Annotated in this window: 18 protein-coding genes; 7 read left to right on the forward strand and 11 right to left on the reverse strand. The window is 56.3% G+C overall.

Translation table 11 applies throughout. The annotated features are described in order from the left end of the window. Positions 1 to 27: 27 nt before the first annotated feature. Together edd and zwf are read right to left on the reverse strand one after the other, a co-directional pair. Positions 28 to 1,839 carry a phosphogluconate dehydratase gene (gene edd / locus OTG14_RS09975; protein WP_267215016.1) on the reverse strand — a complete coding sequence of 604 codons (1,812 nt, stop codon included), beginning with the start codon at positions 1,837 to 1,839 and terminating at the stop codon, positions 28 to 30. Positions 1,840 to 2,072: 233 nt separating this feature from the next. Then, on the reverse strand, positions 2,073 to 3,548 hold the full coding sequence (zwf, locus tag OTG14_RS09980) for a glucose-6-phosphate dehydrogenase (RefSeq protein WP_023312228.1): 1,476 nt from the start codon (positions 3,546 to 3,548) through the stop codon (positions 2,073 to 2,075). 356 nt (positions 3,549 to 3,904) lie between these two features. Here zwf and OTG14_RS09985 point away from each other — a divergent pair, with 356 nt between their 5' ends. Then, complete coding sequence (locus tag OTG14_RS09985) at positions 3,905 to 4,774, forward strand: MurR/RpiR family transcriptional regulator (protein ID WP_023312229.1); 870 nt, start codon at positions 3,905 to 3,907, stop codon at positions 4,772 to 4,774. A 140-nt stretch (positions 4,775 to 4,914) separates the two neighbouring features. Then, on the forward strand, positions 4,915 to 6,357 hold the full coding sequence (gene pyk / locus OTG14_RS09990; protein ID WP_008500455.1) for a pyruvate kinase: 1,443 nt from the start codon (positions 4,915 to 4,917) through the stop codon (positions 6,355 to 6,357). Positions 6,358 to 6,402: 45 nt separating this feature from the next. Here the strand turns inward: pyk and lpxM are convergent, their stop codons facing one another. From lpxM to znuA, 3 genes are all read right to left on the reverse strand, one after another. After that, complete coding sequence (gene lpxM, locus OTG14_RS09995; protein WP_024909695.1) at positions 6,403 to 7,374, reverse strand: lauroyl-Kdo(2)-lipid IV(A) myristoyltransferase; 972 nt, start codon at positions 7,372 to 7,374, stop codon at positions 6,403 to 6,405. A gap of 121 nt (positions 7,375 to 7,495) precedes the next feature. After that, a complete protein-coding gene (mepM, locus tag OTG14_RS10000; protein WP_024909694.1) occupies positions 7,496 to 8,815 on the reverse strand; it encodes a murein DD-endopeptidase MepM in 1,320 nt (439 codons plus the stop codon). Between the two features lie 15 nt (positions 8,816 to 8,830). Then, a complete protein-coding gene (znuA, locus tag OTG14_RS10005; RefSeq protein ID WP_032642638.1) occupies positions 8,831 to 9,775 on the reverse strand; it encodes a zinc ABC transporter substrate-binding protein ZnuA in 945 nt (314 codons plus the stop codon). 77 nt (positions 9,776 to 9,852) lie between these two features. On the opposite strand from znuA, the gene znuC reads away from it, so the two are divergent. Continuing rightward, complete coding sequence (znuC, locus tag OTG14_RS10010; protein ID WP_023312233.1) at positions 9,853 to 10,608, forward strand: zinc ABC transporter ATP-binding protein ZnuC; 756 nt, start codon at positions 9,853 to 9,855, stop codon at positions 10,606 to 10,608. Beyond that, a complete protein-coding gene (gene znuB / locus OTG14_RS10015) occupies positions 10,605 to 11,390 on the forward strand; it encodes a zinc ABC transporter permease subunit ZnuB (protein WP_024909692.1) in 786 nt (261 codons plus the stop codon). The genes znuC and znuB overlap by 4 nt, the downstream gene beginning before the upstream one ends. Before the next feature lie 59 nt (positions 11,391 to 11,449). On the opposite strand, the gene ruvB is transcribed toward znuB, so the two are convergent. From ruvB to aspS, 6 genes are all read right to left on the reverse strand, one after another. Continuing rightward, positions 11,450 to 12,460, reverse strand: a complete 1,011-nt coding sequence (gene ruvB, locus OTG14_RS10020) for a Holliday junction branch migration DNA helicase RuvB (protein WP_023312235.1) — start codon at positions 12,458 to 12,460, stop codon at positions 11,450 to 11,452. Positions 12,461 to 12,468: 8 nt separating this feature from the next. Further along, a complete protein-coding gene (ruvA, locus tag OTG14_RS10025) occupies positions 12,469 to 13,083 on the reverse strand; it encodes a Holliday junction branch migration protein RuvA (RefSeq protein WP_023312236.1) in 615 nt (204 codons plus the stop codon). Between the two features lie 80 nt (positions 13,084 to 13,163). Further along, the gene (ruvC, locus tag OTG14_RS10030; protein ID WP_003859749.1) at positions 13,164 to 13,685 is read right to left on the reverse strand and encodes a crossover junction endodeoxyribonuclease RuvC; all 522 of its coding nucleotides are present in this window, start codon (positions 13,683 to 13,685) and stop codon (positions 13,164 to 13,166) included. A gap of 34 nt (positions 13,686 to 13,719) precedes the next feature. Continuing rightward, positions 13,720 to 14,460: a YebC/PmpR family DNA-binding transcriptional regulator gene (locus tag OTG14_RS10035; protein WP_008500447.1), complete on the reverse strand. Its 741-nt coding sequence runs from the start codon at positions 14,458 to 14,460 to the stop codon at positions 13,720 to 13,722. 27 nt (positions 14,461 to 14,487) lie between these two features. Then, entirely contained in the window at positions 14,488 to 14,931 is a 444-nt protein-coding gene (gene nudB, locus OTG14_RS10040) for a dihydroneopterin triphosphate diphosphatase (RefSeq protein ID WP_248272627.1), read from the reverse strand. Between the two features lies 1 nt (position 14,932). Next, positions 14,933 to 16,705, reverse strand: coding sequence for an aspartate--tRNA ligase (aspS, locus tag OTG14_RS10045; protein ID WP_048992234.1), 1,773 nt, complete (start codon positions 16,703 to 16,705; stop codon positions 14,933 to 14,935). 263 nt (positions 16,706 to 16,968) lie between these two features. On the opposite strand from aspS, the gene OTG14_RS10050 reads away from it, so the two are divergent. The 3 genes from OTG14_RS10050 to OTG14_RS10060 are packed head-to-tail and all read left to right on the forward strand — an operon-like array spanning position 16,969 to position 18,798. Continuing rightward, complete coding sequence (locus tag OTG14_RS10050) at positions 16,969 to 17,535, forward strand: hydrolase (protein WP_061714869.1); 567 nt, start codon at positions 16,969 to 16,971, stop codon at positions 17,533 to 17,535. After that, positions 17,532 to 18,350 carry a DUF72 domain-containing protein gene (locus tag OTG14_RS10055; RefSeq protein WP_208763023.1) on the forward strand — a complete coding sequence of 273 codons (819 nt, stop codon included), beginning with the start codon at positions 17,532 to 17,534 and terminating at the stop codon, positions 18,348 to 18,350. Before OTG14_RS10050 ends, OTG14_RS10055 begins: the two co-directional genes overlap by 4 nt. A 52-nt stretch (positions 18,351 to 18,402) precedes the next feature. Then, complete coding sequence (locus OTG14_RS10060; RefSeq protein WP_021240443.1) at positions 18,403 to 18,798, forward strand: MAPEG family protein; 396 nt, start codon at positions 18,403 to 18,405, stop codon at positions 18,796 to 18,798. The last annotated feature ends 29 nt before the right edge of the window (positions 18,799 to 18,827 follow it).

The raw sequence follows: 18,827 nt of genomic DNA on the forward strand, positions 1-18,827 counted from the left end.
TCGCCAGATCGTTAAAATCAAGTCGTCTTAAAACGTAATACAGGTTGCGCCCTGCTCCGCACCGGAGAGCTTCTCACGCAGCGCGCTGAACATTTCGCGTCCGGTCCCCACGCGCGATGCGCTCAGGTCAGGAATATGGGGTTGACGTGCCGCCAGCTCGGCGTCATCCACCAGCAGGGTTAACTCGCCTGTCTGACCGTTCACGCGGATCATGTCACCGTCGCGCACTTTCGCCAGCAACCCGCCGTCGTAGGCTTCAGGCGTCACGTGGATGGCTGAAGGCACTTTACCGGATGCTCCGGAGAGGCGTCCATCGGTTACTAACGCAATTTTGAAACGGCGGTCCAATAATACACCAAGTGGTGGCATAAGTTTATGTAATTCTGGCATCCCGTTAGCTTTAGGCCCCTGATGACGCACCACCACCACGCAATCTTTGTCGAGCAGACCGGCGTCAAAGGCGGGTAATACGTCGTGCTGGCTTTCAAACACCACCGCCGGCGCTTCGATAATCTGGTTCTCTTCCGGTACGGCAGAGGTCTTCATTACCGCACGACCGAGGTTGCCGCTCAGCACTTTGGTGCCACCGTGAGGAGAGAACGGTTTGTCGATGGTGGCGATAACCTGCGCATCAAGAGACGCGCTCGCCCCGTCGCGCCAGTCCAGCTCGCCGTTGTTCAACCACGGCTCCTGGGTATAGCGCTGAAGGCCAAAGCCTGCCACGGTATTTACGTCTTCATGCAGCAGACCGCCTTTCAGCAGCTCGCGCATCAGAAGCGGTACGCCGCCCGCGGCCTGGAAGTGGTTAATGTCCGCCGGGCCATTCGGGTACAGGCGTGCCATCAGCGGCACCACGGAAGAGATTTCGGAGAAGTCATCCCAGTTAATCAGAATGCCCGCAGCACGCGCCATGGCCACCAGGTGCATGGTGTGGTTGGTTGACCCCCCGGTTGCCAGCAGCGCGACAATCCCGTTGACGATGACCTTTTCGTCGACCATTTTGCCCATCGGCATCCATTCGTTGCCGTTGCCGGTCAGACGCGTAACCTGACGGGCCGCGGCCTCGGTCAGCGCCTTGCGAAGCGGCGCGTCCGGCTGGATAAAGGACGAGCCCGGAAGCTGCATCCCCATAAACTCCACCACCATCTGGTTCGTGTTCGCGGTACCGTAAAACGTACAGGTGCCCGGCGCATGGTAGGACGCGGCTTCCGCCTCCAGCAGCGCCTGACGGTCTGCTTTCCCTTCCGCGTACAGCTGGCGGATACGCACTTTTTCTTTGTTCGGCAGACCGCTCGCCATTGGGCCCGACGGCACGAAGATCGCAGGCAGATGCCCAAACGACAGCGCCGCCATTACCAGGCCCGGAACAATCTTGTCGCACACGCCGAGATACAGCGCGCCATCAAACATGTTGTGCGACAGGCCCACCGCCGCGGACATAGCAATCACTTCGCGGCTCAGCAGGGAGAGCTCCATACCGTCCTGGCCCTGCGTCACGCCGTCGCACATGGCGGGTACCCCACCCGCCACCTGGCCGACCGCATTCACGCTGTGCAGCGCTTTACGGATGATATCCGGGTAAACCTCATAGGGCTGGTGCGCGGAGAGCATATCGTTATAGGAGGTAATGATGGCGATATTGTTACGCAACATGCTTTTCAGCGACGCTTTATCATCAGGCTGGCAGGCGGCGAAACCGTGCGCCAGGTTACCGCAGGCCAGCTGAGATCGGTGGACGGTGTTGCTCTTTGCCTGTTCAATCCGGGCGAGGTAGGCCGAGCGGGTCTCTTTCGAGCGCTCAATAATGCGTTGTGTTACGCGTAACAATGTCGGATTCATAAAAGCTCCTCTAATTTATCTGTCCGGGCTCGGGAGTTTACAAAGTCGCTGGCAGTTGTTAACAACGCTGAAACGCTTGCTGTCCGGAGCTCAGGGGCAAAATCACTTCCGGCAGTGTAATAAAAAAAACTCCGCGGGTGAATCCACGCGGAGCTTAAAAGTTGAAAATTGTGCCACTAGCTGAGTTAGATCATGTTACCGGTAAAATAACACTTTCGGGCTAGCGGATTATTTTACTCAAACTCGTTCCAGGAGCGGCCATCGCGGGTGATCATCGCCACCGACGCGACCGGTCCCCAGGTGCCCGCCTGATACGGTTTTGGCGCATCCTGGTCGGCAGCCCAGGCTTCGGTGATGGAGTCGACCCATTTCCACGCCTCTTCCACTTCATCGCGGCGCACGAACAGCGCCTGGATACCGCGCATGGTTTCCAGCAGCAGACGCTCGTAAGCATCGGCCAGGTGCGTCTGGTTAAAGGTTTCAGAGTAGCTCAGATCCAGCTTGGTGGTCTGCAGGTTGTGTTTATGATCCAGGCCCGGTACTTTGTTCAGGATCTGGATATCCACACCCTCGTCCGGCTGCAGACGAATGGTCAGCTTGTTCTGCGGCAGCTCCTGCCAGGACTCTTTGAACAGGTTCAGTTCCGGGTTTTTGAAGTAGACCACTACCTCGGAGCACTTGGCAGGCAGACGCTTACCGGTGCGCAGGTAGAACGGAACCCCCGCCCAGCGCCAGTCGTCGATATCCACGCGGATCGCCACGAACGTCTCGGTGTTGCTGGACTTATTCGCGCCCTCTTCTTCCAGGTAGCCCGGCACTTTTTTGCCTTGCGCAAACCCGGCGGTGTACTGACCGCGAACGGTCTTCTCACGCACGTTGGAGCGGTCGATGCGGCGCAGTGACTTCAGCACTTTCACTTTCGCGTCACGGATGCTGTCCGCCGTCAGGTCAGACGGTGGAGACATGGCAATCATGCACAGGATCTGCAGCAGGTGGTTCTGGATCATGTCGCGCATCTGACCGGCCTGGTCAAAGTACCCCCAACGACCTTCAATCCCCACCTCTTCCGCCACGGTGATTTCCACGTGGTCGATAGTGCGGTTGTCCCAGTTATTCACAAACAGAGAGTTAGCAAAACGCAGCGCCAGCAGGTTCAGTACCGTCTCTTTACCGAGATAGTGGTCGATACGGTAGACCTGGCACTCTTCAAAGAACTCGCCCACCTGGTCGTTGATTTCACGCGAGGTTGCCAGCGAGGTACCCAGCGGCTTCTCCATCACGACGCGCGCCGGTTTGGCGTTCAGTTTGGCTTCGCCCAGACCTTTGCAGATGGCGCCGAAGGTGCTTGGCGGCATGGCGAAATAGTTAATGGTGACACGGTTTTTCTGATCCAGCATCGCGCCTAAGCGGGTAAACGCGCTGACGTCATTGACGTCCAGGTTGCAAAAATCGAGACGTCCACTCAGGGTATCCCACAAACTTTCATCAATTTTTTCCTTCATGAAAGTTTCGAGCGCCTCGCGGACGACTTTGGTATAAGCGTCCTTGTCCCAGTCGGCGCGCCCTACACCCAGGATACGGGTATCCGGATGAATTTGGCCCGCTTTCTCCAGTTGATACAGGGAAGGCAGCAATTTTCGGCGTGCAAGGTCGCCTTTCGCGCCGAAAATGACCAGGTCACATGCCTGGGCTGTTTGCGTTACCGCCATGTCATTCTCCTCAGTTGGATCACCTGGTACTTCTGCCAGGTATCGTTGTAATTTTATTACAATGCACTGTACTGCTTTTACGTCATTCCCGAAACCATTAGCGCTTATCGTCGCGTGCGATACCGCGATTTTTCACCCTCTGGAGGATTACGACGGCTTAATGACGCAACAACCGTCGTTTCTTTGCGCAACAGGGTCACAGCAAAACCCGACACCGATCAAGTAATGAAAAAAAACAACAACATTATCTTGTCGATTGTTACCCTTAATGGAAGCCACAAGGGTAATATCGGCTAAATCGAATCACGATTTCATCAATTTATGAAATCGTTTACACCCATGAGCATCCTGTTAACATGAACATGCTGGAAAAAATCCAGTTTCAACTGGAACACCTTAGCAAATCCGAGCGAAAAGTGGCCGAGGTCATTCTCGCCTCCCCCGCTCAGGCGATTCATTCAAGCATCGCCGCTCTGGCACAGGAAGCGGGTGTTAGCGAACCCACGGTCAATCGCTTTTGCCGCAGCCTGGAAACGCGCGGCTTTCCTGATTTTAAACTGCATCTGGCGCAAAGTCTGGCTAACGGCACCCCTTATGTTAATCGTAATGTGGATGAAGACGACAGCGTTGATGCCTATACCGCGAAAATTTTTGAGTCGGCCATGGCTTCGCTCGACCACGTCCGACAGTCTCTGGACATGAGTTCCGTGAATCGCGCGGTGGATTTACTCACCCAGGCCAAGCGAATTGCGTTCTTCGGTCTCGGCTCGTCAGCGGCCGTGGCGCATGACGCGATGAACAAATTTTTCCGCTTTAACGTCCCGGTGATTTATTCCGATGACATTGTGCTGCAACGCATGAGCTGTATGAATTGCAGTGAGGATGACGTCGTGGTACTGATTTCGCATACCGGCCGCACCAAGAGTCAGGTAGAGCTGGCGCAGCTGGCCCGTGAAAACGATGCCATGGTGATTGCCCTCACAACTGCAGGCACGCCGCTGGCGCGTGAAGCAACGCTGGCAATTACCCTCGACGTGCCGGAAGACACCGACATTTATATGCCGATGGTTTCCCGACTGGCGCAGCTCACCGTGATTGACGTGCTGGCGACCGGTTTTACCTTACGTCGGGGCGCAAAATTCCGGGATAACTTGAAGCGGGTCAAGGAAGCGCTGAAGGAATCGCGTTTTGATAAAGAATTGCTTATAAAGAGCGATGTTCCCTGATAGTTGATAACGAAGACGTAACCAATAATTACGATGTAACGATTTACGGCATTCGGTCCACTCTCCGCTGCCTTGCAGCAGATGAAGACCGATTCAATGTTCACGCAACACCAAAGTTGTTTCAGTCAACGGAGTATTACATGTCCAGAAGGCTTCGCAGAACCAAGATCGTAACCACCTTAGGCCCGGCCACCGATCGCGATAATAATCTTGAGAAAATTATCGCCGCTGGTGCCAACGTGGTGCGTATGAACTTCTCTCACGGTACGCCAGAAGACCATAAATTACGTGCCGACAAAGTGCGTGAAATCGCAGCAAAACTGGGCCGCCACGTGGCTATCCTCGGTGATTTGCAGGGTCCCAAAATCCGTGTCTCAACCTTTAAAGAAGGTAAAGTTTTCCTCAATATCGGCGACAAATTCCTGTTGGATGCCAACCTGGGCAAAGGCGAAGGCGATAAAGAAAAAGTCGGTATCGACTATAAAGGCCTGCCGGCTGACGTGGTACCTGGCGATATCCTCCTGCTCGATGACGGTCGCGTACAGCTGAAAGTGCTGGAAGTTCAGGGCATGAAAGTGTTCACCGAAGTCACCGTCGGCGGCCCGCTCTCCAACAATAAAGGCATCAACAAACTGGGCGGCGGCCTCTCTGCAGAAGCGCTCACCGATAAAGACAAAGCGGACATCGTGACGGCTGCGCTGATCGGCGTGGACTACCTGGCTGTCTCCTTCCCGCGCTGCGGCGAAGATCTGAACTATGCGCGTCGCCTGGCACGCGATGCAGGTTGCGATGCCAAAATCGTCGCCAAAGTTGAGCGTGCGGAAGCCGTTTGCGATCAGGATGCCATGGACGACGTGATCCTCGCGTCTGACGTGGTGATGGTTGCGCGCGGCGACCTGGGCGTGGAAATTGGCGACCCTGAGCTGGTCGGTATCCAGAAAGCGCTGATTCGTCGCGCACGTCAGCTGAACCGCGCGGTGATCACCGCGACTCAGATGATGGAATCGATGATCACCAACCCAATGCCAACCCGTGCAGAAGTCATGGACGTGGCAAACGCCGTGCTGGACGGTACTGATGCGGTGATGCTCTCCGCAGAAACCGCAGCGGGCCAGTATCCGGCAGAAACCGTGGCCGCCATGGCGCGCGTCTGCCTGGGCGCTGAAAAGATCCCAAGCATCAACGTCTCTAAACACCGTCTGGACGTGCAGTTCGACAATGTGGAAGAAGCGATTGCGATGTCGGCAATGTATGCGGCAAACCATCTGAAGGGCGTTACCGCGATCATCACCATGACTGAATCTGGCCGCACCGCGCTGATGACCTCGCGTATCAGCTCGGGTCTGCCGATCTTCGCCATGTCCCGTCATGAGCGTACCCTGAACCTGACGGCGCTGTACCGCGGCGTGACGCCGGTTCACTTCGACAGCACCAATGATGGCGTGGCCGCCGCGCACGATGCCGTAAACCTGCTGCGCGACAAAGGCTATCTGGTGTCCGGTGATATCGTCATTGTGACCCAGGGCGATGTAATGAGCACCATCGGCTCAACCAACACCACCCGCGTTATGACCGTCGAGTAATAACGTCTCTGTTAAAAAGCCCTCTCCAGATGGAGAGGGCTTTTTTTATTTCGTTGGATACAGCTCTTTGCGTTTATACGGCTCTGTTTCGCCCGGTTTGCGCGTTTTAAGCAGCTTCAGAATCCACGTGTACTGTTCGGCATGCGGCCCCACCAGTATCTCTACCTCTTCGTTCATTCGACGCGCGATGGTGTGGTCGTCTGCGGTCAGCAGATCGTCCATCGGAGGACGGACCTCAATACTCAGACGATGCGTTTTGCCGTCATAGACCGGGAATAGCGGGATCACGCGGGCACGACAGACTTTCATCAGGCGACCTATCGCAGGGAGCGTCGCTTTATAGGTCGCAAAGAAATCGACAAACTCGCTGTGCTCGGGGCCGTGATCCTGATCCGGTAGATAGTAGCCCCAGTACCCCTGACGTACCGACTGAATGAAGGGCTTAATGCCATCGTTACGGGCATGCAGGCGTCCGCCAAAACGACGACGCACCGTGTTCCAGACAAAATCGAAAATCTTATTGCCCTGATTGTGGAACATTGCCGCCATCTTCTGGCCCTGAGAGGCCATCAGCATCGCCGGAATATCAACGCCCCAGCCGTGGGGGACGAGGAAAATGACTTTCTCGTCATTGCGGCGCATCTCCTCGATGATCTCCAGCCCTTTCCAGTCAATGCGATCGACGATTTTATCCGGCCCTTTCAGCGCCAGCTCCGCCATCATCGCCATGGCCTGCGGCGCGGTAGTATACATCTCATCAATGATTGCCTCGCGCTCGGCGTCGCTTTTCTCAGGAAAACAGTAATAGAGGTTGATCTGCGCACGACGGCGGGCGCTCTTGCCTAAACGCCCCGCCAGACGACCAATTTTACCCAGAACGGGATCGCGAACAGAGGCAGGCAGCATCGCCATCCCCGCAAAGGCGTAAACACCAAGCCAGGCGCCCCAGTTGCGCGGATGGCGGAAGGATTTTTCAAACTCAGGAATGTATTCAATATTGTTTTTTTGGGTTTCCATGCTGGATCCAGGGTCTGATGACGCAAAATTTTATTCAGATAGTGTAGCGAGGCAGTCGTCCACGCACAAAAGAAAAAGCCGGCGTCAGTGTGCGCCGGCTTTTTTAACAAAAACAGAGAACTTAGTTTAAGCTCAGCTGCGGCATCACCTCTTTCACCTGCGCCAGATAATCAGTACGATCTTTACCTGTCAGGCCTTCAGTGCGCGGCAGTTTCGCGGTCAGCGGGTTCACTGCTTGTTGGTTGATCCACACTTCATAGTGCAGGTGCGGGCCGGTAGAACGTCCGGTATTGCCGGAGATCGCGATACGGTCCCCGCGCTTCACCTTCTGGCCCGGTTTGACCAGCAGCTTACGCAGGTGCATATAGCGGGTCGTATAAGTACGACCATGACGTACCGCGACATAATATCCGGCGGCACCGCTACGCTTGGCCACCACCACTTCGCCATCCCCTACCGCCAGTACCGGCGTGCCCTGCGGCATGGCAAAGTCAACGCCACGGTGCGGCGCGACGCGCCCGGTTACCGGGTTCAGACGACGCGGGTTAAAGTTCGAGGAGACGCGGAACTGTTTTGCCGTCGGGAAACGCAGGAAGCCTTTCGCAAGACCCGTACCGCTGCGGTCATAGAACTTACCGTCTTCGGCACGAATCGCGTAGTAATCTTTGCCCTCAGAGCGCAGACGTACGCCCAGCAGCTGGCTTTGCTCGCGCTTGCCGTCCAGCATTTCGCGGGACATCAGAACGGAGAACTCATCGCCCTTCTTCAGCTTACGGAAATCCATCTGCCACTGCATGGCTTTGATCACCGAACTGATTTCAGCGCTGGTCAAGCCCGCATCTCGCGCGCTGGAGACAAAGCTCGCGCCCACGGTGCCTTTCAGAACGCTGTTAACCCAGTCGCCCTTCTGCATTTCGCTGGTCATCTTGAAACCGTTTGCAGTGCGATCGTAGGTGCGGGTTTCGCGGCGGGACATTTCCCAGGTCAGACGCTGGAGATCGCCATCCGCCGTTAGTGTCCAGGAGAGCTGTTGTCCGATTTTCAGGTTACGAAGATCTTTATCCGCAGCCGCCAGCTGGCTGATATTGCCCATGTCGATGCCGTACTGGTTCAGCACGCTGCTCAGCGTGTCCCCGGTAGACACAACATATTCGTGAATACCGGCTTCGTTCTCGGTTTTATCGTCCAGCTCATCCTGCGGAATGGCTTCATCTTCCTGAGCCGCCTGGTCGATAGGCTCACTGGCTTCAGGCAGCAAAGAACGGATTTCGCTCTTTTCAAGCTCAATGGTTTTGATGATAGGGGCAGAACTCGGGTGGTAAACATAGGGCCGCCAGACGGCGACCGCTAAGGTGAGTACTGTAAGCGACCCCAGCATAACGCGGTGGGGTCGAGGCAGATTGTTAAATGCCAGGGCGACAGAGCGGGCTATCTGTTGCACGTATTCACTTCCTCGTTAATCTCCTTTCAGGCAGCTCGCATACTGGTTCGCCAGTTGGCTGAGGAACTGCGAATAGCTCGCTTTGCTCAACTGGATATTCGTACCTAGCGGGTCAAGGGTTCCCATGCGCACGGATGTTCCCCTGGCCACGGCTTCTACGACCGCTGGCCTGAACTGTGGCTCAGCAAAAACGCATGTCGCTTTTTGCTCAACCAGCTGTGTTCTGATTTCATGTAAACGCTGCGCACCAGGCTGAATTTCAGGATTGACGGTAAAATGACCCAGCGGGGTCAAACCGTAGTGTTTTTCGTAATAGCCATAGGCGTCATGAAAAACGAAATACCCTTTACCTTTCAACGGTGCGAGCTCATTACCTACCTGCTTATCGGTTGCGGCTAATTGTGCCTCAAAATCCTTCAGGTTGGCGTCTAGTTTGGCTCGACTTTGCGGCATAAGTTCCACTAATTTGTCATGGATTGCAACCGCTGAAAGCCGCGCTATCTCTGGGGATAACCAAAGATGCATGTTGTACTCGCCGTGATGGTGATCTCCATCACCTTTTTCACCCTCTGCAGCGTGATGGTCATGTTCGTCACCGTCGTCATCCGCCCCTTTCATGAGCAGCGGTTTCACGCCGGGGAGGTCTGCAATCGCGACCTGCTTTTCGCCGGCAACCTGTTTTGCTGACTTCTGCATGAACGCTTCCATTTCCGGGCCAATCCAGACGACTAAGTCCGCGTTTTGTAAGCGTTTTACATCTGACGGGCGCAGGGAATAGTCATGCTCGGATGCACCATCAGGGAGCAGAACCTGGGTTTCCGTGACCCCGTCTGCAATGGCCGACGCGATGAATCCGAGTGGTTTAAGCGAAGCGACAACCGCAGCGTTAACATCTTGTGCGGTTGTACCCCAAAGGGCAGCGGATAATGCTGCGAAAAGAAGCGTATTTTTATGTAACATAATGCGACTAATCATCGTAGTGAATGCGTGGAATGTGATATTATAACATTCGTTGACTTCTTCAAGCTTAAAATGACATGACGACATTGGTTTCCCTTGAAAATATTTCGGTCTCATTTGGCCAGCGCCGCGTCCTCTCTGACGTGTCGCTCGATCTGAAGCCCGGCAAAATTCTGACGCTGCTCGGCCCCAATGGCGCAGGCAAATCCACCCTGGTGCGCGTGGTGCTGGGTCTGGTCGCACCCGATGAAGGCGTGATCAAGCGCGAGGAAAAATTGCGTATCGGTTATGTGCCGCAAAAACTTCATCTCGACGCCACGCTGCCGCTGACGGTCAGCCGCTTCCTGCGTCTGCGCCCCGGCACGCGTAAAGCCGATATTCTCCCGGCACTGAAACGCGTGCAGGCGGGCCATCTTGTCGATGCGCCGCTGCAAAAACTGTCCGGCGGTGAAACTCAGCGAGTCTTACTTGCCCGCGCGCTGCTGAGCAGCCCGCAGCTGCTGGTGCTGGATGAGCCGACTCAGGGTGTGGATGTGAATGGTCAGGTTGCGCTTTATGATTTGATCGACCAGCTACGTCGAGAGCTTGATTGCGCAGTGCTGATGGTGTCTCACGATCTCCATCTGGTGATGGCAAAAACCGACGAAGTGCTGTGTCTCAACCACCATATCTGCTGCTCCGGCACGCCAGAAGTGGTCTCCATGCACCCGGAGTTTATCTCTATGTTCGGCCCTCGCGGCGCTGAACAGCTGGGCATCTATCGCCATCATCATAATCATCGCCATGATTTACAGGGACGAATCGTACTGCGTCGGGGAAATGGACACTCATGATTGAACTGTTACTGCCCGGCTGGCTGGCCGGGATTATGCTTGCCTGCGCCGCGGGTCCGCTCGGCTCGTTTGTCGTCTGGCGCAGAATGTCCTATTTCGGCGATACCCTTGCGCACGCGTCCCTGCTGGGTGTTGCCTTTGGTCTGTTGCTTAATGTGAACCCGTTTTACGCGGTGATTGTGGTCACGCTGTTGCTGGCCGCCGGTCTGGTCTGGCTGGAGAAGCGCCCTCACCTCGCAATTGATACGCTGCTTGGCATTATGGCGCACAGTGCCCTGTCACTGGGCCTGGTGGTGGTCAGCCTGATGTCGAATATCCGCGTGGATCTGATGGCTTACCTGTTCGGTGACCTGCTGGCCGTCACGCCAGACGATCTCATCGCTATCGCCATTGGCGTGGTGGTGGTGCTCGCTATTCTGCTCTGGCAGTGGCGTAACCTGCTGGCCATGACCGTCAGCCCGGACCTGGCGTTTGTCGACGGCGTGAAGCTGCAGCGCGTTAAGCTGCTGCTGATGCTGGTAACGGCGTTAACCATAGGCGTGGCGATGAAGTTTGTCGGCGCGCTGATTATTACGTCGCTGCTGATCATCCCTGCGGCTACGGCGCGTCGTTTTGCCCGTACGCCGGAGCAGATGGCCGGTGTGGCCGTGATTGTCGGAATGATTGCGGTAACGGGTGGACTCACCTTCTCGGCGTTCTATGACACGCCTGCGGGGCCGTCTGTGGTGTTGAGTGCAGCGGTGCTGTTTATCTTCAGTATGATGAAGAAGACCGCAAATTAACATCGAGGGCGCTGATGCCCTCACCCTGGCCCTCTCCCACAGGGAGAGGGAACAATGCATTACGGCATTGCCGGTGGCGTAATGCCAAAATGATTCCACGCCCGCACCGTCGCCATACGTCCACGCGGGGTGCGCTGCAGGAAGCCCTGCTGGATTAGATACGGTTCAAGCACGTCCTCGATGGTTTCGCGCTCTTCCCCGATTGCCGCCGCCAGGTTATCCAGCCCGACCGGGCCGCCAAAGAACTTATCCAGCACCGCCAGCAGCAGTTTACGGTCCATATAGTCAAAGCCTTCGGCATCGACGTTCAGCATATCCAGCGCCTGCGCGGCGATCTCGGCGGAAATCGAGCCATCGTGCTTCACTTCGGCAAAGTCACGTACGCGGCGCAGCAGGCGGTTAGCGATACGCGGCGTACCGCGGGAACGCTTCGCCACTTCAAACGCGCCCTCTTCGCTCATTTCCAGCCCCATATAGCGGGCGCTACGGCCAACGATATGCTGGAGGTCCGCCACCTGGTAAAACTCAAGACGCTGCACGATACCGAAACGGTCGCGCAGCGGAGAGGTCAACGACCCGGCCCGCGTCGTTGCACCAATCAGGGTAAACGGCGGCAGATCGATTTTGATGGAGCGCGCGGCCGGGCCTTCGCCAATCATGATATCCAGCTGGTAATCTTCCATCGCCGGATAGAGCACTTCCTCCACCACCGGCGACAGGCGGTGGATCTCATCGATAAACAGCACGTCATGCGGTTCGAGGTTGGTCAGCATCGCAGCGAGATCGCCCGCCTTCTCCAGCACCGGGCCGGAGGTGGTGCGCAGGTTGACGCCCATTTCATTGGCGACGATATTCGCCAGCGTGGTTTTCCCCAAACCTGGAGGGCCAAAAATCAGCAGGTGATCGAGCGCATCGCCGCGCAGCTTTGCCGCCTGGATGAAAATCTCCATCTGGGAACGAACCTGCGGCTGGCCGATATACTCATCAAGCAGTTTTGGGCGGATCGCGCGATCCACCACGTCATCTGCCTGAATAGTGCCTGCCGATACCAGGCGGTCTGCTTCAATCATCCTTTACCTCACAATGCAGCGCGCAGCGCTTCGCGAATCAGGGTTTCACTGCTGGCGTCCGGTTTGGCAATTTTGCTCACCATACGGCTGGCCTCCTGAGGTTTATAGCCCAGCGCCACCAGCGCGGCAACCGCTTCCTGCTCGGCATCATCATCCGTGGCGGGGCCGCCTGGCGAGGTCAGTACCAAATCGGCAGCCGGCGTGAACAGATCGCCATGCAGACCTTTAAAGCGGTCTTTCATCTCGACAATCAGGCGCTCTGCCGTTTTCTTGCCGATGCCCGGAAGCTTAATCAGCGCAGCAGGATCTTCGCGCTCAACGGCATTCACAAACTGTGGCGCTGACATGCCGGATAAAATCGCCAGCGCCAGCTTCGGGCCAACGCCGTTAGTTTTAATCAGCTCGCGGAACAGGGTCCGCTCCTGCTTGTTATTGAAGCCGTACAGCAGTTGGGCATCTTCACGCACCACAAACTGTGTAAAGACAATCGCCTCTTTGCCCGCGTCCGGCAGCTCATAGAAGCAGGTCATCGGCATATGGACTTCATAGCCCACGCCACCCACTTCCAGCAGCACTAACGGGGGTTGTTTTTCAATGATGATGCCTCTGAGTCTGCCTATCACGTGACGCTCCTGCGTTCTGGGAGAAATTAACTGCCGACATAATAAAAAAAGGCTGGATGTTTATCCAGCCTGATTTCTCATTATCGTAACCTGCCTCGCGCCAGATTAAGCCGCGACTCGCTCATCTGCATCGCGTTCTGGCTGACGTGACAGTGGGTAATCGCAATCGCCAGCGCATCCGCGGCGTCGGCCTGCGGGTTCGCTGGCAGCTTCAGCAGGGTACGCACCATGTGCTGCACCTGACTTTTCTCCGCGCTACCAATGCCCACCACCGTCTGCTTGACCTGACGTGCCGCGTATTCAAATACCGGCAAATCCTGGTTGACCGCAGCCACAATGGCCACTCCGCGCGCCTGACCGAGCTTTAGCGCCGAATCGGCGTTTTTCGCCATAAAGACCTGCTCGATAGCGAAATAGTCCGGCTGAAACTGGGTGATGATCTCCGACACGCCCGCATAAATGAGCTTCAGGCGCGACGGCAGATCGTCCACTTTGGTGCGAATACAGCCGCTGCCGAGGTAGGTTAACTGGCGTCCCACCTGACGGATAACGCCATAACCGGTGACGCGTGAGCCTGGGTCAATCCCGAGAATAATCGACATCACGCGTCTCCTGTAACGGATTTACACGCTCTCATTAGAGAGTCGCTGCAACCTCATCAGAGATTTCACCGTTGTGGTACACTTCCTGCACGTCGTCGCAGTCTTCGAGCATGTCGATCAGACGCAGCAGTTTTGGTGCGGTTTCCGCATCCATGTCCGCTTTGGTGGACGGGATCATGGAGACTTCAGCGTTGTCCGCTTTCAGGCCAGCCGCTTCCAGCGCGTCGCGCACGGCACCCATCTCTTCCCATGCGGTGTAAACGTCGATAGCACCGTCATCGAAGGTCACCACGTCTTCCGCACCGGCTTCCAGCGCCGCTTCCATGATCGCATCTTCATCGCCTTTCTCGAAGGAGATGACGCCTTTTTTGCTGAACAGGTAAGCAACGGAACCGTCAGTGCCCAGGTTGCCACCGGTTTTGGTGAACGCGTGGCGCACTTCCGCAACGGTACGGTTACGGTTGTCGGACAGGCACTCAACCATCACCGCCGTACCGCCAGGGCCGTAACCTTCATAAATGATGGTTTCCATGTTCGCGTCTTCATCGCCGCCCACACCACGTGCGATAGCACGGTTTAGGGTGTCACGCGTCATGTTGTTGGACAGCGCTTTATCAACCGCCGCGCGCAGACGCGGGTTAGAAGCCGGGTCACCGCCGCCCAGACGCGCTGCCGTCACCAGCTCGCGAATGATTTTGGTAAAGATCTTACCGCGCTTGGCATCCTGTGCCGCTTTGCGGTGTTTGGTGTTGGCCCACTTACTATGACCTGCCATAAAAATATCCTCAAAGAGCGCGCCTTTTCAGGCAGCGTTAATTACAAATTCTTCAATCGCCTGCCGGTTGCTCCACGACTTGGTCAGTGCGGCGGCCTCCGCCGCATTCACCCAGCGGTAGGTCAGGTGTTCGGTAAACACGATCTCCCGTTCATGGGGGAGCGCGAGACAGAACCACGACTCCGTGTTGCGGCTGGTACCCGGCGCGTAGCGATGACGTAAATGGCTAAAAATTTCAAACTCCACCGTGCGCTGACAGTCCTTCAGGGTCAGTTGCTCGCGGGCAACGTCAATGGCGACCTCTTCCTTTACTTCACGCGCGGCGGCCTGCGGCGCGGTTTCTCCCTCTTCCAGACTGCCGGTTACCGACTGCCAGAAATCAGGGTCATCGCGCCGCTGCAACATCAGCACCCGCTTCGTGTCTTCTGCATAAATGACCACCAGAACCGAAACGGGAAGCTTATATTCCATATCAGTTTTTCTCTTCCTTCTTCACCACTTCAATGCCCAGCTCAGCCAGAGAGGCTGGGTTAGCAAAGCTTGGCGCTTCGGTCATCAGACACGCTGCGGCAGTGGTTTTCGGGAAGGCAATAACATCACGAATGTTATCGGTGCCGGTCAGCAGCATGGTCAGTCGGTCAAGTCCGAAGGCCAGACCTGCGTGCGGAGGCGTACCGTATTTCAGCGCGTCCAGCAGGAAGCCAAACTTCTCGCGCTGCTCCTGCTCGTTGATGCCCAGGATGCCGAACACGGTCTGCTGCATTTCACCGCTGTGAATACGCACGGAACCGCCGCCCACTTCGTAGCCGTTGATAACCATGTCATAAGCGTTCGCGACCGCGTCTTCCGGCGCCGCTTTCAGCTCTGCTGCCGTCATGTCTTTTGGCGAGGTGAACGGGTGGTGCATCGCCGTCAGGCCGCCTTCACCGTCGTCTTCAAACATTGGGAAGTCGATAACCCACAGCGGCGCCCATTTGTTTTCGTCGGTCAGGCTCAGGTCTTTGCCGAGCTTCAGACGCAGCGCGCCCATCGCATCCGCCACAACTTTCTTGTTGTCTGCGCCGAAGAAGATCATGTCGCCGTCCTGCGCGCCGGTGCGCTCAAGGATCGCTTCCACGATGTCCGCGTTCAGGAATTTCGCTACCGGGCTGGTGATACCTTCCAGACCTTTCGCACGCTCGGTCACCTTAATATAGGCCAGACCTTTCGCGCCGTAGATCTTGATGAAGTTGCCGTAGTCGTCGATCTGCTTGCGGCTCAGAGCTGCACCACCCGGCACGCGCAGAGCCGCCACGCGGCCTTTAGGATCGTTAGCCGGGCCAGCGAAGACGGCAAACTCAACGCCTTTCACCAGGTCTGCAACGTCCACCAGCTCCATCGGGTTACGCAGGTCAGGTTTGTCGGAGCCGTAGCGACGCTCGGCTTCAGCGAAGGTCATAATTGGGAAATCGCCCAGCTCAACGCCTTTTACGTCGTTCCACAGGCTACGCACCAGGGCTTCCATCACTTCACGCACCTGTTCGGCGGTCATGAAGGAGGTTTCCACGTCGATCTGGGTAAATTCTGGCTGGCGGTCAGCGCGCAGGTCTTCGTCGCGGAAGCATTTAACGATCTGATAGTAACGATCGAAGCCGGACATCATCAGCAGCTGTTTGAACAGCTGCGGAGACTGCGGCAGCGCGTAGAATTTACCTTTATGAACGCGGGATGGGACCAGGTAGTCGCGCGCGCCTTCCGGCGTGGCTTTGGTCAGCATCGGGGTTTCGATATCGAGGAAACCGTGATCATCCATAAAGCGACGCACCAGGCTGGTGATTTTCGCACGGGTTTTCAGGCGCTGAGCCATTTCCGGGCGACGCAGATCCAGGTAGCGGTATTTCAGACGCGCTTCTTCAGTGTTGACGTGGTTGGAGTCCAGCGGCAGCGCTTCAGCACGGTTGATGATCGTCAGATCGGACGCCAGCACTTCAATGGCACCCGTCGCCATGTCGGCGTTAACGTTTTTCTCGTCACGCGCACGCACGGTGCCGGTAACCTGAATGCAGAACTCATTACGCAGCTCAGAGGCCAGCTTCAACGCATCTGCGCGATCCGGGTCGAAGAACACCTGAACGATACCTTCGCGGTCGCGCATATCGATGAAGATAAGGCTACCAAGATCACGACGACGATTGACCCAACCACACAGGGTGACCTGCTGTCCGACGTGGGACTGACGCAGCTGCCCGCAATATTCTGTACGCATGAGATATCCCTTAATTAGCCGCAGGCTAAATGTCGCCTGGTATGCAGGCTACTATGTCGCAGCTTTCTGTATGTCACAACTGGATGAAAAAAGGCGGCTATTATACTGGAAATTCCGCCGGACGATAAGAGCGAACCACGGCCAGGCGGTCGTTTGCTGCACTCTTATTGCGCATTCTCACAAAAATTAACAAAATTATGCGACCAATAACAGGCCATCACGTCGTATGGTGTCCAGAAGTGATTAATTTAACGGGAGTAACAATGTTAACCCTTGATGCCAAAAAAACCGCGCTTGTAGTGATTGATTTACAGGAAGGCATTTTGCCCTTTGCCGGTGGCCCGCATACCGCAGACAATGTGGTCAGCCGCGCCGCTCGCCTGGCGGAGAAATGCCGTGCCAGCGGTGCGCAGGTGGTCATGGTGCGCGTCGGCTGGTCCGCGGATTACGCCGAAGCGTTAAAACAGCCCGTTGATGCGCAGGCACCCGCGCGAGCCCTGCCGGAAAACTGGTGGACGTACCCGGTCTCACTCGGCAAATGCGACAGCGATATTGAAGTGACCAAACGCCAGTGGGGTGCCTTCTACGGTACCGATCTCGAGCTGCAGCTCCGCCGTCGCGGCATTGACACTCTCATCCTGTGCGGCATTTCCACCAATATCGGCGTGGAGTCAACCGCCCGCAACGCCTGGGAACTGGGCTTTAATCTGGTGATCGCCGAAGATGCCTGCAGCGCGGCCTCCGCGGAACAGCATCAGGGCAGCATGACCCATATCTTCCCGCGCATCGGCCGCGTGCGCAGCACGGATGAGATCCTTCGCGCACTATGATGTATGTGGGCCTGCCCCAGTGGTCGCACCCGAAATGGGTGCGCCTTGGCATCACCAGCCTTGAAGAGTATGCCCGACACTTCAACTGTGTCGAGGGCAACACCACCCTGTATGCGCTCCCCAAAGCTGAGATTGTCGCACGCTGGCGGGAGCAAACAACCGACGATTTCCGTTTCTGCTTCAAGTTTCCGGCGACCATTTCTCACCAGGCCGCACTGCGAAACTGCGGTGAGTTGACCGACGAATTCTTTGCCCGGATGGCGCCTCTGGCAAACCGCATCGGCCAGTACTGGCTGCAGCTTCCGGCCGTCTTTGGCCCTCGCGACCTGCCCGCACTGTGGACGTTTCTGGACGCCCTGCCCCGGGAGTTTACCTATGGGGTGGAGGTCCGACACAAGGACTTCTTTGCGAAGGGCGAAGCAGAAAAAGCGCTCAACCGCGGCCTTCTTGAACGTTCCGTCAACCGGGTGATCCTCGACAGCCGTCCGGTGCACAGCGCGATACCGCACAGTGAGGCCATCATTGAGGCGCAGCGTAAAAAACCGAAAGTGCCGGTCCACGCCATCATGACTGCGCAGAACCCGATGGTCAGGTTTATCGGCAGCGATAACATGCAGCAAAACCAGGCGATGTTCGCCGTCTGGCTGGAAAAACTGGCCTCGTGGGAACACACCACCACGCCGTATCTCTTTTTGCACACGCCGGATATTGCCCAGGCCCCCGAACTGGTCGATGCTCTGTGGCAGGCCTTGCAGGCTGCGGTGCCGTCCGTGGGCAGCGCCCCTGGCATCCCACAACAATCTTCTCTTTTCTGATATCACCCCCTATCATAGTGAAGTGCCATCTGCCAAAAAACAGGGAGTTTGTATGGTCAGCGCGCTGTATGCGGTGTTAGGTGCATTACTGCTGATTAAGTTTTCATTTGATGTTGTGCGCCTCAGAACGCTGTACCGTGTCTCCTACGGTGACGGCGGATTTTCAGAGCTACAAAGCGCTATCCGCATTCATGGCAACGCGGTCGAATACATCCCCGCAGCCTTAATCCTGCTGCTTTTTATGGAGATGAATGGCGCAGAAACCTGGATGGTTCATATCTGTGGCCTGCTTCTTATTGCTGGCCGCCTGATGCATTATTACGGCTTTCACCACCGCTTAATCCGCTGGCGTCGTTCCGGCATGAGTGCGACCTGGTGTTCGCTTTTGCTGATGGTGCTGGCTAACCTGTGGTATATGCCGTGGGAGTTGGTTTTCTCCCTCCATTAGCGCACAATACGCCACTTTATTTTTCCCGG

Origin of the sequence: Enterobacter pseudoroggenkampii (assembly GCF_026420145.1) — a bacterium.
In the GTDB taxonomy this organism is placed as follows: domain Bacteria; phylum Pseudomonadota; class Gammaproteobacteria; order Enterobacterales; family Enterobacteriaceae; genus Enterobacter; species Enterobacter pseudoroggenkampii.

Bases quoted from the DNA above. Each gene is read 5' to 3' on its own strand.
- zwf (WP_023312228.1), bottom strand. From the start codon at position 3,548: ATGGCGGTAACGCAAACAGCCCAGGCATGTGACCTGGTCATTTTCGGC.
- pyk (WP_008500455.1), top strand. From the start codon at position 4,915: ATGTCCAGAAGGCTTCGCAGAACCAAGATCGTAACCACCTTAGGCCCG.
- OTG14_RS10060 (WP_021240443.1), top strand. From the start codon at position 18,403: ATGGTCAGCGCGCTGTATGCGGTGTTAGGTGCATTACTGCTGATTAAG.
- OTG14_RS10035 (WP_008500447.1), bottom strand. From the start codon at position 14,460: ATGGCAGGTCATAGTAAGTGGGCCAACACCAAACACCGCAAAGCGGCA.
- ruvB (WP_023312235.1), bottom strand. From the start codon at position 12,460: ATGATTGAAGCAGACCGCCTGGTATCGGCAGGCACTATTCAGGCAGAT.
- znuC (WP_023312233.1), top strand. From the start codon at position 9,853: ATGACGACATTGGTTTCCCTTGAAAATATTTCGGTCTCATTTGGCCAG.
- OTG14_RS10050 (WP_061714869.1), top strand. From the start codon at position 16,969: ATGTTAACCCTTGATGCCAAAAAAACCGCGCTTGTAGTGATTGATTTA.
- znuA (WP_032642638.1), bottom strand. From the start codon at position 9,775: ATGTTACATAAAAATACGCTTCTTTTCGCAGCATTATCCGCTGCCCTT.
- znuB (WP_024909692.1), top strand. From the start codon at position 10,605: ATGATTGAACTGTTACTGCCCGGCTGGCTGGCCGGGATTATGCTTGCC.
- ruvC (WP_003859749.1), bottom strand. From the start codon at position 13,685: ATGTCGATTATTCTCGGGATTGACCCAGGCTCACGCGTCACCGGTTAT.
- lpxM (WP_024909695.1), bottom strand. From the start codon at position 7,374: ATGGAAACCCAAAAAAACAATATTGAATACATTCCTGAGTTTGAAAAA.
- edd (WP_267215016.1), bottom strand. From the start codon at position 1,839: ATGAATCCGACATTGTTACGCGTAACACAACGCATTATTGAGCGCTCG.
- aspS (WP_048992234.1), bottom strand. From the start codon at position 16,705: ATGCGTACAGAATATTGCGGGCAGCTGCGTCAGTCCCACGTCGGACAG.
- nudB (WP_248272627.1), bottom strand. From the start codon at position 14,931: ATGGAATATAAGCTTCCCGTTTCGGTTCTGGTGGTCATTTATGCAGAA.
- OTG14_RS09985 (WP_023312229.1), top strand. From the start codon at position 3,905: ATGAACATGCTGGAAAAAATCCAGTTTCAACTGGAACACCTTAGCAAA.
- OTG14_RS10055 (WP_208763023.1), top strand. From the start codon at position 17,532: ATGATGTATGTGGGCCTGCCCCAGTGGTCGCACCCGAAATGGGTGCGC.